The following is a 13758-nucleotide window of genomic DNA, read 5'->3' as shown; positions in this document are numbered from 1 at the left end:
TTCGCCCGTACCATCCCTCTGTGCGTCATCTGTGGCCCTTCGCCGGTCGGGAATCCCAGCTCGCGGCGATCCGATCGGCGGTGGAGGCCGGCGGCGCCGTCGTGGCCGGGCCGGCGGGCGCGGGCAAGAGCCGCCTGGCGGCCGAGGCGCTGCCCGGCACCGGCGACGTGACCTGGATCCTCGCCACCGCCGCCGCCTCGGACCTCCCGCTGGGCGCCATGGCCCACCTGCTGCCCGCCCAGCCGCCGCACGGCAACGTGATCCGCTGGGCCGCCGACGCCCTGGACCGCGAGCGGCTGGTGCTCATGGTCGACGACGCCCACCTGCTGGACCCCGTCTCGGCCGTACTGGTGCACCACCTGGTGACCGGCGGCCGGGCACGCGTGCTGGTGACGACGCGCAGCGGGGAACGCGCGCCCGACGCCGTGACGGCACTGTGGAAGGACGACCTGCTCCCGCGTCTGGACCTGGCCCCGCTGACGCTCCGGGAGGCGGGCCTGGTCCTGGCCGGAGCGCTGGGCGGGCAGGCCGAGGCGCCCACGGTCCGGCGGCTGTGGCGGGCCAGCGAGGGCAACGCGCTGTTCCTGCGCGAGCTGGTGCTGGCCGGCGAGTCGGGCGGCGCGCTCACCGAGCGGCGCGGGGTGTGGCACTGGTCGGGCGAGATCCCGGTGACGACGCGGCTGCGCGAGCTGATCGAGAGCCGGATCGGCGACGTCGACCCCGGCGAACGGGCCGCGCTGGAGCTCGTCGCCCACGGCGAGCCGCTGTCCGTGGACGCGCTGACCGCGCTCGCCCCGCTGGACACCCTTCGGCGTTTGGAGGATCGCCAGCTCGTCACGATCTCCCCGGAGCGCCTGCCCGCCCGACCCCTCGAACCCTTGCATTTTCCTGAGCCGCTGTCCGTACGGCTCGCGCATCCGCTCTACGGCGAGGTGATCCGGGCCGGGTGCGGCACGCTGCGTACCCGCGAGGTGCTCAGGAGCCTGGCCGACGAGGTGGGCGGCCGCACCGGCGCGGACCCGCTCCGCGTCGCGGTCTGGCGGCTCGACAGCGGGACGGCCGGTGACCCCGCCGCGCTCGTCGAGGCGTGCAACATCGCGCGGAGCGTCCGCGACCTGCGGCTCGCGGCCCGGCTCGGACGGGCCGCGCTGGCGGCCGGGGGTGGGTTCACGGCCGCCCTGGCGCTGGCGTCGGTGCTGTTCTACGACGACCGGTACGACGAGACCGAGACCGTCCTGCCGGCCCTGGCCGACGCTCCGGCGGACGACATGACGCGGGCCGACCTGGTGTCCGTGCACGCGCTCAACCTCTTCTGGGGGCTGGGCCGCGAGGCCGAGGCCCGGGCCATGCTGACGGACGCCTGCGCCACGATGACCGGTACGGAGCCGCGCCAGGGCCTCCTGGTGATGCGCGGCTCCATCGAGTACACGATGGGCATGTTCGACCAGCTCGGGCGGTCGGTCGCGGAGATCCGCCGGATCGCCCCGCTCACCTCCCGGTTCGAGCTCGGGCTGGCCCCGCTGGAGGGAGGCAGGCTCGTCCACGAAGGACGCGCCCGGCAGGCCGTCGCCCGCGTGGACGAGGCGTTCGGCAGCGTCGGAGACCTGGCCGGATGGCTGCCGTCGGTCACGGCCACGCTGGCGGAGACGGGGGTCGGCGCCGCCGTTCTCGCCGGTGACCTGGCCGCGGCTCGCCGGTTCGCCGACGTGGGGTACCGCATCGGCGAGGACTACGTGGGCTGGGACCGTGCGCTGATCATGTTCGGCGCGCTGCGCGGCCGGGTGGCCAGGCTCCAGGGGCGGCCCGCCGAGGCCGTCCGGCTGTGCAGGCAGGCCGCCGTGCGGCTGCGGGGCCGTACGCTGCACGGCGGGCTGTGCCTGGCCGAGCTGGCCCACGCGTACGCGCTCACCGGCGACGTGGCCGCGGTGCGGGCGACCACGGAGCTGGCCGGCGAGCTGGGCCTGCGGGTCGGTCACCAGGTCGAGTTCGCCTTCCGGCTGGCGCGGCCGTGGGCGCTCGCGGCCGACGGCGACCTGGCCGGGGCGGTCGAGGCGGCGCTCGAGACCGCCGACGCGGCCGGGGAGCTCCGGGCGTACGAGCTGTACGCCCTGCACGACGCCGTCCGGCTCGGCGCCTCCGGCCTGGTCGCCGACCGGCTCGCCCGGCTGGCCGCCTCCGTGGAAGGCGACCTGGCCCCGATCCTCGCCCGGCACGCGGCGGCCGAGGACGTTCCCCAGGAGCTCGACGCGGTGTCGCTGGCCTTCGAGTCGCTCGGCATGCTGCTGCACGCGGCGGAGGCCGCCGCCCAGTCCGCGGCCGCGTACCGGAGGCAGGGGCTGCCGCGGCGGCAGCGGGCCGCCGAGACCCGCGCGTGGCGGCTGGCCCGCCGCTGCGAAGGCGCCCGCACCCCGGCGCTGACCGGCCTGGCCGCGCCGCAGCTGACCGCCAGGCAGCGGCAGATCGCGCAGCTGGCCGCCTCGGGCCTGAGCAACCAGGACATCGCCGACCGGCTGGTGCTCTCCCGCCGGACGGTCGCGAACACGCTCGTGCAGGTCTACGAGCGGACCGGACTGAACAGCCGGGCCGAGCTAGCCGACCTGCTCTTCACCTGACCGGGGCGGGCTCACGTAGTGGTACACCAGCGCCGGCTCACCGGCCGCGTTGAGCCAGCGGGCGCGGCCGCTGCCGACCCTGCGCCAGCCGGAGCGTTCGTAGAACGCTATGGCGGCCGTCCCCTCGGAGGAGACCTCCAGCTTGAGGGGGGTTTCGACGGCGGCGCGTACGGTGTCGAGGAGCCGGGCGGCCAGGCCGCGCCCGCGGGCGGCGGGGGTGACGAACAGGCGGGTGACCTCCATGTCCCGGGTGAGCGCCACGTGGCCGAGCACCGCCTCCGCCTCGACGGCTATCCACGCCCCGATCAGGCCGTCCGGCGTCAGCCAGCCGGCCGGGTCGCGCGGCCAGTCCACGGGGTAGCGGTCGCTGGCCTGGACCTCGGCGAGGGCCTTCGTGCAGGCGTCCAGGTCGTCGGGGGTTCTGTCGCGGATCTCCACGCGGGCCAGCCTACGAGGCCCAGGGGCGGACGCCGCGCCGGAACCGCGGTCGTGCGATATCGTTAAACCGCTTTAACAGCGGGGATAAGGGGGATGGATGCCTCGCCGGGCCGTTCCTGAGGATGGTCGGCCTCGTCCCTCGACGATCCGGGACGTGGCCAAGCACGCCGGTGTGTCGGTGGCGACCGTGTCGCGGATCCTGTCGGGCTCGTACCCGAGCGCTCCCGCCACCCGGAGCAAGGTGATGCGGGCGGTCCGGGAGCTCGACTACGTGGCCAACGCGCACGCGCGGGGGCTGGCGGGAGCGCGCCCGAAGAGCGTGGCGATCGTGGTGAACTCGGTGGTGTCCCCGCATTACGCGCACGTGGCGCAGGGCGTGCAGGACCAGGCGGTGCGCGAGGGCCGGCTGTGCATCGTGGGCACCACGGGCGGGGACGCCGAGCGGGAGCTGGCCATGGTGCGGCTGCTGCGGGAGGAGCACGCCGAGGCGGTGATCCTGGTCGGCAACATGCCGATCGACGACGCCTACCGGGAGCGGATGGCGGACTACGCGCGGGCGCTGGCGGTGGCGGGGTCGCGGCTGGTGTTGTGCGGGCGTCCGGCGCTGGGGGAGGAGGTGCCGGCCATCGTGGTGGAGTACGACAACACCGGTGGCGCCCATGCGATCACCAGTCATCTGCTCTCGGCCGGTCACCGGCGGATCCTGTTCCTCGGGCGGCGGGCCGGTTACACGACGCCGGAGAGCCGGATCGCGGGCTATCGGGCGGCGCTGGCCGCGCATCGGGTGGCGCATGACCCCGGGCTCGAGGTGGACAGCGTGGTGATGGACCGGCGCGAGGGCTACCGCATGATGCGGGAGCGGCTGGAGGCGGGGCCGCGTGACTTCACCGCGGTGTTCGCCGGGAACGACCTGCTGGCGGCCGGGGCCCGGGCGGCGTTGCGGGAGCGCGGCCTGCGGGTGCCGGACGACGTGTCGCTGGTCGGTTTCGACGACCTTCCGCCGGCCGACGACATCGATCTGACCACCGTGCACGTGCCGCACGAGGAGCTGGGCCGGACCGCTGTGCGGCTGGCCCTGGACACCGATACGGCCGGGATGAGCCGGCACGTGATGCTCGGCACGCACATCATCGTCCGCGACTCCGTCCGCCCTCTTCTGCACGTCTGAGGCGGAGTTAAACCGTTTACAGGTATGGTGCCACTCTGTCGAAGGTCTGCCCAGGTGGATACCGTAGTATCCGGTTCATGTCCTCCCCCCTGCGCCTCCCGCCTGCCGACCCGCAGCTGTCCGATTTCACCGGATGGACCCGTGCCCACTGGGAGAGCGTGGCGGGCCACCTGCTCGACTCCGTGGCGCCGTACGCCACGGACGGCTTCGCCCAATACCGCCTGCCGGGGCGGGCGAGCCGGTCGGGCACCGTCAGCGACGGGCTCGAAGGGTTCGCCCGCACGTTCCTGCTCGCGGCCTTCCGCATCGCCGGGGCTGGTGGCGACGTGCCGCCCGCCCTGCTGGAGCGCTACGCCGCGGGGCTGGTGGCCGGCACCGATCCCGCGCACCCGTACGCCTGGCCGCCTTTGACGGACATGTCGCAGCCGCTCGTGGAGGCCGCCTCCATCGCGCTCGCGCTGCACGAGACCCGGCCCTGGCTGTTCGACCGGCTGTCGCCGGAGCAGCGGGAGCGGGTGGTGGCCTGGCTGGCCGGGTTCGTCGGGCGGCGCACGCCGGACAACAACTGGGTGCTGTTCCAGGTCGTCGTGGAGCAGTTCCTCGCCGAGGTGGGCGGGCCGCACGACCCCGGCGAGATCGCCGGCGGGCTGGAGCGGATCGAGGAGTGGTACGTCGGCGACGGCTGGTACTCCGACGGCAAGGGCAAGAACTTCGACTACTACTCCGGCTGGGCGATGCACCTGTATCCGTCGCTGTGGGCGCGGATGGCCGGCGACACCGCCCGCGGGCGGCTCTACGCGGACCGCCTGCGCCGGTTCCTGGAGCACTACCAGCACCTGTTCGCCGCCGACGGCGGGCCGGTGCACCAGGGGCGGTCCCTGATCTACCGGTTCGCGACGGTCGCGCCGCTCTGGCTGGGCGCGCTGACCGGCGCCTCGCCCCTGCCCCCTGGGCGGACCAGGAGGATCGCGAGCGGCGTGCTGCGCCACTTCGTCGAGCGCGGCGCCCCCGACGAGCGCGGCCTGCTCACCTGCGGCTGGTACGACGCCTTCCCGCTCGGCACCCAGGACTACTCCGGCCCCGCCTCGCCGTACTGGGCCAGCAAGGCCTTCCTCGGCCTGCTGCTGCCGCCCGGGCACCCGGCCTGGACGGACGCCGAGGCGGCCGCGCCGGTCGACCGCGCGGACCAGGTCGTGGCGATGTCCCCGCCGGGCTGGCTGCTGCACGCCACCCGCGAGGACGGCGTCGTGCGGCTGGTCAACCACGGCAGCGACCGCGACCGCGTCCAGGACCCCGCGGGACCGCCGGACCCGCACTACCTGAGGCTCGCCTACACCAGCCACACCGGCCCCGACATCGGCGAGCAGGCGGTCGACGGGCAGCTCGCCGTCGTCTCACCGCAGGGGACGCCCTCCCGGCGGCGCCGCATCGAACCCCTCGCCGTGGGCGAGCGCTTCGCCGCCTCGGCGTACCAGGACGGGCCCGTCCGCGTGGTGACCGCCTCCGTGGTCGACGGCGCGGCCGAGATCCGGATCCACCAGGTCACGGCGCCCGCCGGACACCAGGTACGCGACGGCGGCCACGCGGTGGCCGGTCCGCGGCCGCCCGAGGCCCGGTCCGGGGACACCTGGGCGCTGGCCCGGCGCGCGGACGGCCTGACCAGCGTGGTACGCGGGCTGCACGGCTACACGGGGGCGGGCGTGGCGAGCGGGCACGGCGTGAACGCCTTCGGAACGCACTCCGCCACGCCGTACCTGATCCGCGACGCCCACCCGGGCGGGACCGCCGTGTACGTCAGCCTGGTCCTGCTCACGGCGGCCGAACGGGAGCCGGCGATGCCGGAGGTGCTGGTGAACGGGGACGAGGTCACCCTGCGGCCGCCCGCCGGGGATCCGATCACGGTCCGCCTGTCCGGGCGGGCCACCCTCGTCGGCCAGGACGGCACGACCCAGTAGGTCGGCCCCGGGAGCACCCTGGTCATGCCCGCGGGCCGGCAGGGGGAGTGGCACCCGAAGGGGTAGTTCGTCCTACGAATTGTCAGGCGTTTGAATGTTACCCTGAACGCGTGGAAAAGCATGATGAGGAGCGGATCGGGGTGGTGGCCGCGCTGGTGCGGTCCACGTTCCTGACGAACGCCGTGTACGCCGAGTCCGCCAGGGAATATGGCCTCACCTCGCAACAGGGGCAGTTGTTGTGCGTGCTGATGGCGCAGCCGTACGGCATGAGCGAGCTGGGCGCGATGCTGGGGCTGGCCAAGTCCAGCCTCACCGGCCTGGTGGACCGCACCGAGCGCAACGGCCTGGTCCAGCGCAGACCGGACCCGCACGACTCGCGCGCGCTGCGGATCGCGCTGACCAGGAAGGGTTCCGAGCTCGCCGCGGAGTTCTACACGGAGACCTGCGCGCGGATCGAGAACCTGACCACGGGCCTCGCCGCCGCCGACCGTGACGCGCTCGCAGACCTGCTCGGCCGGGTCGTGCAGGACAACAAGGTCCCCGTGGTCTTCCTGGAGCCCGGCGAGGGGGCCCACTCGTAAAGCCGCCCCGGAGTTGCAGTTCGTGTAGCGAACTAATATGGTTCGTAGCACGAACTCAACCTATTCCGTTGATCGGGGCGTGCAATCATGAGTCGTAAAGTTGTGGTCGTCGGCGGTGGTTACGGCGGTTCGGCGCTGGCCAAGGCGCTGGACGCCGAGGCCGACGTCGAGGTCGTCCTCGTCGATCCCCGGGACGCGTTCTTCAACACGGCCGGGTCGCTGCGGTCGGTGACCCGGCCGGAGTGGGGGAGCAACATGTTCTTCCCCTACAGCGGGTTCCTGACGCGGGGCACGGTGGTCCGCGACCGTGCGGTCTCCGTGGATCCCGGCGGCGTCACCCTGGCCTCGGGGCGGCGGGTCGAGGCCGACTACCTGGTCCTGGCCACCGGCTCCAGCTACACCTACCCGGCCAAGCCCGTCGCCGACTCCACCGAGCAGGTCCTGGACGACCTTCGCGCGACCCACAAGGAGCTGGCCGGCGCCGAACACGTGCTGATCCTGGGCGCCGGCCCGGTCGGTCTGGAGCTGGCCGGGGAGATCAAGGAGGTCTGGGCGCACAAGCACGTGACCGTCGTCGACCCGGCCGGGCAACTCCTGCCGGCGTTCGAGCCGGAGCTGCGCCATGACCTGCACCGCCAGCTCGATGAGCTCGGCATCCACCTGCGGCTGGGCACCCACCTGACTGCGCCGCCGGCGACCGAGCCCGGCGAGGCCGGGACCTTCACCGTCACCACCGCCGATGGCGAGGAGATCACCGCCGACATCTGGTTCCGCGCCTACGGCGTGCGCGTCAACAGCGACTACCTCGCCGACGGGCGGCTCACCACCCGCACCCCGCAAGGGCAGGTGCGGGTCACCGAGACGCTCAACGTCCACGGGTACGACCACGTCTACGCGATCGGCGACCTCACCGACGTGCCCGAGGCCAAGATGGCCGGGTACGCGATGCAGCACGCCGAGGTGGTCGCGGGCAACATCCTCGCCCAGCTGCGCGGCGAGCGGCCCACCGCCGCCTACCGGCCCCTGCCCCACCCCATGATCCTGCTCCCGCTCGGACCGCGCGGCGGCGTCGGCCAGCTGCCCAGCCCCGACGGCCCGGCCGTCGTCCCGGCCGAGACGGTGTCGGCGTACAAGGGAGCCGACCTGTTCACCGGCCGTTTCACCGAGCAGTTCGGCGCCGCCTGAAGGGCCTCCCGGCCGCGGCAGGTGTGATCATGAAATTCGAAAGGAAAGGCAGAACCTTGTCCGGACACGACGTCGTCTTCGGCTTCGGCGCGCACAGCGGCGTCGACGAGGCGCCGGAGCTGCTGCGCATGGCCCAGCAGGCCGACCGCGACGGTCTCGACCTCCTGTCGCTGTCGGACCACCCCTACATCGGCAGGCGCCTGGACGCGTACGCCGCCCTCGGGTTCATCCTGGGGAGTACGCAGCACGTCGCCGGCCTCGTCAACGTCACCAACCTGCCGACCCGCCCGGCTCCCATGCTGGCCAGGACCGTCACGTCGTTGTCGGCGCTGTCGCAGGGCCGCGTCGTGCTGGGCATGGGCGCGGGCGGGCTGTGGGACCGGATCGCCGACATGGGCGTCCCCCGGCTGTCGCCGGGCGCCGCCGTGGACGCCTTCGAGGAGGCGATCGTCCTGGTCAAGAAGCTGTCGGGCGGCGGCCCGCCGGTCACCTTCGAGGGCCGCCACTACCAGGTGCACCAGATCGAGCCGGCTCCCGTGGCCGCTCCTCCGGTGTGGACGGGATCGAACGGCGCGAAATCCCTGGCCGCCACCGGCCGGGTGGCCGACGGCTGGCTCCCCGGCCACGCGGCGGACTGGCTCAGCGAGCGCTACCGGACCTCGCGGCCGATCATCGACGAGGCGGCGGCGGCCGCGGGCCGGGATCCACGCGAGATCCGTACGATCTACAACTTCCCGGGCCGCATCACCGACCGGCCGCTGCCCGCCACCCGTGACAGCGACGGCCGCTGGATCGGCGGCTCCGTCGGCCAGTGGGTCGAGGAACTGACCGGGGCCGTGCTGGAGCACGACGCCTCGGGTTTCATCCTCTTCTCGGCCGATCACGGCGTCGCCGATCTCGTCACGCTCGGCCGCTGGGCCGGGGAGATCGTCCCGGCCGTGCGCGAGGCGATCCGGGCCTCCTGAGGCGGCGCGTCAGCCGTACGCCCGGGAAGAACGTGAGGGCGTAACCCGCGAAGAGCAGGTCCACCACGAAGAACGCCCCCAGGGCCCAGAGGTCGTGGCTTCCCGGGGCGTGGACCTTGCCGCCGCCGTGGCCCGTGTACAGGGCCGGAGCCTGGTCACCGGCGGACAGCTCGTCCTCGTCGCGGCCGTGGAGCCAGGCGTCGGCAAGGCGCAGGCCGCCGTCGTCCGAGCGGAACGAGCCCTGCCACGAGCAGATGCCGTAGATGGAGCATTCGAGATGTTCGGCCGTGAACGTCCCCGTGGTGCCCTCGCCGCGCGCCGCCCGGATCTCCGGCGCCGCCGCGAGCACGGCGAAGTACGCGCTCACCACGGCCAGCGCCAGCATGCCGAGGCCATAGAGCTCGACGACGCCGAGCCGGAGCCCGCCCCCACGGGCCCCCGCCTTCGCCCTGCGTGTCTTTCCGGCTGATCCGCCGGGCCCCCGTCCTTGCCGCAACGCCCACCTCCCGGTCGGGTGTGTGCTTCCCCCCTTCAGCATGCACCCGCCGGGAGGACGGGGGTGGCTCAGCCGAGCAGCTCGGAGCCGGGACGTCAACTGCCGCACGGTCGACGGTGCGGCGGCATTCGCGCGGCGCTCCCCGCGGAATTCGCTGGACGATATACGGAGAGTGGTCACCTGAACGCGTATCTTTTCCGAGTCGCCCACGGTAATTCCAGGCCGAACTCGAGAAAGAAACGGGCGCGGCGGAGAAGTCAAATTCCGGACATCGGCCCCCGGCATGAGTCGTGACTCAGCGGGGGACAAAATGCTCATGCGAAGCACGCCGGGGCCTCATTTACGCGCATTCCCCACGACGTTATCAGTCGGCCGTAATGCGCGCGCCCACGCCCGTTAACGCCGTTTACCCGGAAGACCCCGACCACGAAATTCCGGGTCCCGAGGGCTGCTCGGTCGCGGAGCAGCTGTTACAGCGCCTGGTGGCGCTGCGCCGATGGTCGGGGCAGCCGTCGCTGCGCAGGCTCCGCATCCTCGGCGGCTCGGTGGAGCTCGCGGACGGCACCTGGGTCGACGTGCTCCCGGAGACGACGGTTTCGGCGGTGCTGCGCGGTCACGGCCCGCGCGGCCTGCCGCGGCTGGCCCTGGTGGAGGCGTTCGTACGGGCCTGCCTGATGTCCTGCGGCCAGCAGCGGCACGCGGCCGAGCAGGTGCGGCGGTGGCGCCGGGCCTGGCGGGCGCTGGCGGCGGGCGAGGAGGGGGCGCTCGGGCAGGCCGAGCGGGATCCGGCGCCGGCGGCGGGCGAGGAGGGGACGCCCGGGCCGGCCGAGCGGGACCCAGCGCCTGGGCCGGCCGAGCGGGATCCGGCGCTGCCGGTGCCGCGCCAGCTGCCGCGCCCGATCCGCGGGTTCGCCGGGCGGGAGCCGCAGCTTGCCCAGCTGGAGGAGTGGTCGCGGCGGCCGTACGGCGACCTGGCGGCTGGCCCGCTCGTCCTCGTGACCGGGCCGCCGGGGATCGGCAAGTCGGCGCTGGTCGTCCAGTGGGCGCACCGGTCGGCGGCGCGGTTCCCCGACGGCCACCTTTACGCGGATTTATCGGGAGATGCTGGGGCGCATCCGGTGATCGTCAGGTTTCTGCGGGCGCTGGGTGTGCGGGTGGCGCCCGACGACGAGGAGGAGGCCTCCTGCCTGTACCGGAGCGTGCTGGCCGGCAAGCTGATGCTGGTCGTGCTGGACAACGCCCGGTCGGTACGGCAGGTGCGCCCGCTGCTGCCCGGCTCGCCCACGTGCACGGTCGTCGTGAGCGCGCGGACGTACCTGAGCGACCTGGTGATCCGGGAGGGCGCGCTGCCGATGGAGCTGAGCGCGCTGAGCGACCACGACGCGTTCCGGGTGCTGTCGGCCGCGCTCAACGTCGAGTTCGCGCACCGGGACCGGGAGGCGTGCCGCCGGTACGTGGTCGAGGCCGGAGGCTCACCGCTCGCCCTGCGGATCCTGGCCGAGAGCCTGATCCGCGAGCGCAACGTACCGAGGCTGAACGCCTGAGAGCGCGAACACCCCGGCGGCCAGCAGCCCGCACAACGCCGCCCCCGTGATCACGGCCGTGGTCGGCGCGAACTCGGCGGCCAGCCCCGCCACGGCGAACCCGAGCCCCTGGAAGAACATCATCCACGAGGCCCGCACGCTCAGCGCCCGCCCCAGCAGCTCCTTCGGCGCGGCGTCCAGGAGCATGCGGTCCAGGCCGAGCTGGAACGACGCGCCCAATCCCGCGACGAACAGCATCCCCGCCGCCACCGGGATCGGCGGCCGGAACGCGAAGGCGAGCAGGGGTGCGAAGCACAGCGCGGCCAGCGCCGCCATCAGCCTGACCTGCCGCCCGGCGGACAGCGTCCAGTTCCCGGCGAACTCGGCGGCCACCGTGCCCAGCGGCAGCGCGGTCAGGAGCAGACCGGCGCCCACGGTGTCGTCCGCCGACAGCTCCGCCGCGTACGGCACCGCCAGCGCCTCCGGCGCGACCGCGAACGCGGGCACCGCCCAGGCGAACACCAGCAGGCGCCGCAGCGGCCGGACCGCCATGAGCCGGCCGATCCCCGACAGCGAGTCGCGCACCAGCGACTGCCCGGAGCCCGCGGCCGCCGGGCGCTCCCGCGTGCCGAACCGCAGCAGCGCGGCGGACAGGCCGAACGACACGGCGTCGGCCAGCAGCAGCGTGCCGGGCGAGACCACGGTCAGCGCGATGCCGCTCACCGCGAAGCCGCCGATCTGCGCGACCTGCGCCACCACCCGCATCAGGCTGCGCCCCGGCACGTACGCGTCGCCCGGCAGCACCTGCGGCATCGTGGCGGCCCGCGCGCCGCCGAACACCGGCCGGATCAGCCCCAGCGCGAACCCCAGCGCCAGCAGCACCGCCGTCGGAGCGCCGGGCACCGCCATCGCCGCCGCCAGCACCGCCGAGATCAGGTTGCAGCCGACCAGCAGCCGCCGGTTCGGCACCCGGTCCACCAGCGCCGACAGCAACGTCCCCGCGACCAGCTGCGGCAGCATCGGCAGCGCGAACGTCACCGCGGCCAGCAGCGGCGAGTCGGACCGCAGGTAGACCAGCACGGTCAGGGCCAGCTGGGCCAGGACGCTCCCGGTCATCGACACAGTGTGCGCGGCGAAGATCGCGCGGAACTCGCCGATGGCCAGGGCGTCCCGGAAGCGACCGGCCTTCGCCGTCATGCCCCCACCACGGTCCGTCCCGCGTGGGTGCGCCTCATCCTGACCCGCAGCGCCAGCGGCTCCAGCACCGGACCGGCGACGGCGTCGGAGTCCTGCAGGTCGAGCCCCTCGATGTCGTAGTGGGCCGCGATGTGCGCGGTCCCCACGATGGCCTGGTAGATGCCCAGGTGCATGCCGAGGCAGACCCGCGGCCCGGCGCCGAAGGGGAAGTAGGTGAACCGGGGCTGCTGCGTGGGTTCGAGCCAGCGCTCGGGTCGGAACTCCTCCGCGTCCGGCCAGAACCGGGGGTCGCGGTGGATGAGGTACGGGCTGAAGCGCACGTCCATGCCGGGCCGCAGGGTGTAGCCGCCGAACGTGCAGGTTTTGCGCACCTTGCGCCCCATGAGCCAGGTCGGCGGATAGAGCCGCATGACCTCCTTCGTCACGGCGTCGGCGTACGGCAGGCTCCGCTCGTTGGCGAGGCCGCCGGAGTCGGCGATGACGGCCAGCGCCTCCTCCCGCAGCCGCTCCCGCACCTCCGGCCGCCGGGCCATCTCCCTGATCACCCACGCCATCGTCGCCCCCGGCGAGCCGAACGACGCGAGAATCATCGACGTCAGGAAGTTGATGGCCTCGTCCTCCGACGGCATGTCGGGATCGTCCGCCAGCAGCAGGTCGATCAGGTCATCCGGTGTTTCGTGCGGCGCGGCCTTGCGCTGCCGGAACTTCTCGGTGATGGCCGCGTTCACCCCGGCCTCGGCCCGCTGCACCCGTTTGATGGACGGCAGCGGCAGCCAGCTCGGGAAGGTCAGGCTCGAGTCCATGAACGGCAGCGCCAGCCCCGAACGCCGCTCCGCGGCATCGAAGACGGCCTCGTTGTCCAGGCCGAAACAGAACATCGCCGAGAGCTTGGCGCTGTAGCTCCGCATGAACGGCACCACGTGGAAGGCCCGGCCGGAGAGCGACGCGAGGCGTTCGTCGAGCAGGTCCGTCACCCGGTGCCCGTGGGATCTGACGACGTTCCTGGTCATGCCGTGCCAGGCGCGGCCCCGGGCCCGCATCCAGCCGTCCAGGTGGTCGCTCACCTCCTGGTCGGAATGCCGGGCCGGGAACAGCGACTCCTCGGTGAGATAGAGCTCGTTCGACTTCTTGAACAGCTCGCCGATCAGCTCGGGGTCCGCCACGAAGATGGTGGCCGGGCTGAAGGTGAAGATGTCGCCGTAATCGGCCTGGCAGCGCCGGAGAAATCCGATCCGGTCCCGGTCGTAGTCGTAGGAGTTGCCGACGGGCCAGCGTCCGCGCGGCCCCGGCGGCATTGTGTCGGCAGGCTTTCTCATCGCTCTGACCCTTTCGGTGGTGGCCGGCAATCGCGAACGCGGCCCACGCCGGCACGCGCCGGGGGGCTCGCACCGGCGCGGAAACCGCGGTCATTCACCTGGGGTATTCGCCCGCCCACCGGGCGGGCACCCGTTCTTTAGAAGTCGGCCCAGGGGTAGCGGCCGCCCATCCGGCCCTTGTTCAGGCCCAGCAGTGTGGCAGCGGTGTGCTTGGCGAATGCCATTCTCCGACACCTCCTTTCTGCGTGAAGACCGACGCGGCTTTATTCGCCCGGTCGCGAACCCCATTTGATTTCCCCGGTTACCGGGGCGCAAGGGCTCG

General features: G+C 73.3%; 11 protein-coding genes. 7 read left to right on the top strand and 4 right to left on the bottom strand.

Annotated elements, in window-relative coordinates; translation table 11 throughout:
- Nucleotides 1–20 precede the first annotated feature (20 nt).
- Nucleotides 21–2612: a LuxR C-terminal-related transcriptional regulator gene (locus tag AB0J87_RS26710; protein WP_363969344.1), complete on the top strand. Its 2592-nt coding sequence runs from the start codon at nucleotides 21–23 to the stop codon at nucleotides 2610–2612.
- Here the strand turns inward: AB0J87_RS26710 and AB0J87_RS26705 are convergent.
- On the bottom strand, nucleotides 2589–3050 hold the full coding sequence (locus AB0J87_RS26705) for a GNAT family N-acetyltransferase (RefSeq protein WP_355202357.1): 462 nt from the start codon (nucleotides 3048–3050) through the stop codon (nucleotides 2589–2591). The two genes, AB0J87_RS26710 and AB0J87_RS26705, sit on opposite strands and share 24 nt — an antisense overlap.
- Before the next feature lie 154 nt (nucleotides 3051–3204).
- Here AB0J87_RS26705 and AB0J87_RS26700 point away from each other — a divergent pair, with 154 nt between their 5' ends.
- The 5 genes from AB0J87_RS26700 to AB0J87_RS26680 all read left to right on the top strand — a co-directional run bounded on the left by AB0J87_RS26700 (nucleotide 3205) and on the right by AB0J87_RS26680 (nucleotide 8904).
- The gene (locus AB0J87_RS26700) at nucleotides 3205–4218 is read left to right on the top strand and encodes a LacI family DNA-binding transcriptional regulator (protein WP_355202354.1); all 1014 of its coding nucleotides are present in this window, start codon (nucleotides 3205–3207) and stop codon (nucleotides 4216–4218) included.
- Nucleotides 4219–4295: 77 nt separating this feature from the next.
- On the top strand, nucleotides 4296–6173 hold the full coding sequence (locus AB0J87_RS26695; protein ID WP_363969341.1) for a DUF2264 domain-containing protein: 1878 nt from the start codon (nucleotides 4296–4298) through the stop codon (nucleotides 6171–6173).
- A 110-nt stretch (nucleotides 6174–6283) separates the two neighbouring features.
- Nucleotides 6284–6754: a MarR family winged helix-turn-helix transcriptional regulator gene (locus tag AB0J87_RS26690; protein WP_363969340.1), complete on the top strand. Its 471-nt coding sequence runs from the start codon at nucleotides 6284–6286 to the stop codon at nucleotides 6752–6754.
- 87 nt (nucleotides 6755–6841) lie between these two features.
- Nucleotides 6842–7939, top strand: a complete 1098-nt coding sequence (locus tag AB0J87_RS26685; RefSeq protein WP_363969338.1) for an FAD-dependent oxidoreductase — start codon at nucleotides 6842–6844, stop codon at nucleotides 7937–7939.
- 56 nt (nucleotides 7940–7995) lie between these two features.
- Nucleotides 7996–8904 carry an LLM class flavin-dependent oxidoreductase gene (locus tag AB0J87_RS26680; protein WP_363969337.1) on the top strand — a complete coding sequence of 303 codons (909 nt, stop codon included), beginning with the start codon at nucleotides 7996–7998 and terminating at the stop codon, nucleotides 8902–8904.
- Here AB0J87_RS26680 and AB0J87_RS26675 read toward each other — a convergent pair.
- Nucleotides 8840–9400, bottom strand: coding sequence for a hypothetical protein (locus tag AB0J87_RS26675; protein WP_363969334.1), 561 nt, complete (start codon nucleotides 9398–9400; stop codon nucleotides 8840–8842). The two genes, AB0J87_RS26680 and AB0J87_RS26675, sit on opposite strands and share 65 nt — an antisense overlap.
- Before the next feature lie 377 nt (nucleotides 9401–9777).
- On the opposite strand from AB0J87_RS26675, the gene AB0J87_RS26670 reads away from it, so the two are divergent.
- On the top strand, nucleotides 9778–10944 hold the full coding sequence (locus tag AB0J87_RS26670) for an ATP-binding protein (protein WP_363969332.1): 1167 nt from the start codon (nucleotides 9778–9780) through the stop codon (nucleotides 10942–10944).
- Here the strand turns inward: AB0J87_RS26670 and AB0J87_RS26665 are convergent.
- Entirely contained in the window at nucleotides 10873–12120 is a 1248-nt protein-coding gene (locus AB0J87_RS26665) for an MFS transporter (RefSeq protein WP_363969330.1), read from the bottom strand. The two genes, AB0J87_RS26670 and AB0J87_RS26665, sit on opposite strands and share 72 nt — an antisense overlap.
- Complete coding sequence (locus tag AB0J87_RS26660) at nucleotides 12117–13436, bottom strand: cytochrome P450 (protein WP_363969328.1); 1320 nt, start codon at nucleotides 13434–13436, stop codon at nucleotides 12117–12119. The genes AB0J87_RS26665 and AB0J87_RS26660 overlap by 4 nt, the downstream gene beginning before the upstream one ends.
- Between the last annotated feature and the right edge of the window lie 322 nt (nucleotides 13437–13758).

Source organism: Nonomuraea sp. NPDC049625 (assembly GCF_040675285.1).
GTDB classification, from domain to species: domain Bacteria; phylum Actinomycetota; class Actinomycetes; order Streptosporangiales; family Streptosporangiaceae; genus Nonomuraea; species Nonomuraea angiospora_A.
Note: the sequence above shows the minus strand (reverse complement) of the source record. Positions and strands in the feature narration are given on the sequence as shown.

Excerpts from the sequence above, each read along its gene's own strand:
- AB0J87_RS26695 (WP_363969341.1), top strand. The coding sequence starts at position 4,296 with ATGTCCTCCCCCCTGCGCCTCCCGCCTGCCGACCCGCAGCTGTCCGAT.
- AB0J87_RS26670 (WP_363969332.1), top strand. The coding sequence starts at position 9,778 with ATGCGCGCGCCCACGCCCGTTAACGCCGTTTACCCGGAAGACCCCGAC.
- AB0J87_RS26685 (WP_363969338.1), top strand. The coding sequence starts at position 6,842 with ATGAGTCGTAAAGTTGTGGTCGTCGGCGGTGGTTACGGCGGTTCGGCG.
- AB0J87_RS26660 (WP_363969328.1), bottom strand. The coding sequence starts at position 13,436 with ATGAGAAAGCCTGCCGACACAATGCCGCCGGGGCCGCGCGGACGCTGG.
- AB0J87_RS26665 (WP_363969330.1), bottom strand. The coding sequence starts at position 12,120 with ATGACGGCGAAGGCCGGTCGCTTCCGGGACGCCCTGGCCATCGGCGAG.